This is a genomic window from Mesorhizobium escarrei (genome assembly GCF_935825525.1).
Classification (GTDB): domain Bacteria; phylum Pseudomonadota; class Alphaproteobacteria; order Rhizobiales; family Rhizobiaceae; genus Mesorhizobium; species Mesorhizobium escarrei.
In genome coordinates, this window is the sequence record NZ_CAKXZT010000181.1 from 710 (window position 1) to 2,013 (window position 1,304).

Below are 1,304 nucleotides of genomic sequence, written 5' to 3' on the forward strand. Positions count from 1 at the left end.
AACGCCATGAGCGCATCGTCAGCGTAGCGGGCAATGGTACAGCCCCCACGGAGCCGCGGCCGCACCTCGGTCTCGAACCATTCGTCCAGCACGTGGTGCAGGAAGATGTTCGAGAGGCAGGGCGAGACCACGCCTCCTTGCGGGGATCCTTCGGCCGTTCGGTGCAGAAGACCGTCTTCGACGGCTCCTGCGTTCAGCCATTTATCGATCATCCGTCGGATGACGCCGTCCGTGACTCGCTGGTCGAGGAACGCCCGGAGGTGAGCGTGCGGAATCGAGTCGAAGTATTTCTGTATGTCGAGATCGATCACCCAATAGAGCCGCTTTGCCCACAGCACGTTCTGCATATTGCGGAGCGCCTGATGGGCCGAGCGGCCCGGTCGGAACCCATATGAGCAGGGGTAGAAATCCTCCTCATAGACGGTCTCCAGCACCATCATAATGGCGCGTTGCGCCACCTTGTCCTCGAAGGTCGGAATGCCGAGCATCCTTTGCGACCCATCCGCCTTGGGTATATAGGCCCGCCGGACCGGCGGCGCACGATATCGGCCGGACTTGATGCGCTCCAGGAGGTCCAGAAGTCTGGTCTCCAGGTTCACCTCATAGTCCGCCGCCGTGACGCCGTCGATGCCAGGGGCACCATCCTTGCGGGTCAGCCGGTAGGCCTCCTTCATCCAGTCCAGATCGATGACATGGTGGAGCGAGCACAGCGCCACACCCCGTTTCGTCCTCGCCAGTTCGGCTATCCGTTGTCGGTTCGTAGACAGGTTTGTGGGGTTCAGAGCCCCCTCCCATGTTTCAGGTCAACGGTTCTCTACACATGACGCCTCCCTTCGCTCCGTCGGGTCCCGGTGAGCCCAGTTCCCCGTCTTCACTGCTACTATGAAGGCGCTACGACTTCCCGCTCACGCATACCTGCTCCCTTATAGTTTCGGTAACAGGCCCCACATGCGCCTCCCATGTTCGTGCTCGCCGAGGCGCTCCCGATGAGCGTGGAGGACGCTCATCGAGCCTGGACCCATGGTCAACCGGCGGTCCCTGTTCCGGCGTACTTCGCTTGTGGACGTAAGCGGGATCTCACAGGTTCCCTGGCGATCCATCCCATGCCTTTGCCCTGCTCCAAGACCCCGGCCGAGCCGCCAGAACCTCGCCCTTGGCGGTTCCGACGATGCTGCCCCCGGGCTACCCACGCCGAAGGCCTCCGCATGCACATAATCTCGAGGCTGACACATGGCTTCAGCATCCGCTGTCTACGCTTCACGAGCGATGTTGCCGCCGCCCATGCAAGACTCGCTTCCGGCTGG

1 protein-coding gene is annotated in these 1,304 nt (G+C 62.2%); it reads right to left on the reverse strand.

Annotated features, from left to right (window positions below; all coding sequences use genetic code 11):
• Nucleotides 1–716: reverse transcriptase domain-containing protein (locus NMG80_RS35390; protein WP_254022433.1), on the reverse strand; the 716-nt coding region annotated here is incomplete at its 3' end.
• Nucleotides 717–1,304: the final 588 nt, after the last annotated feature.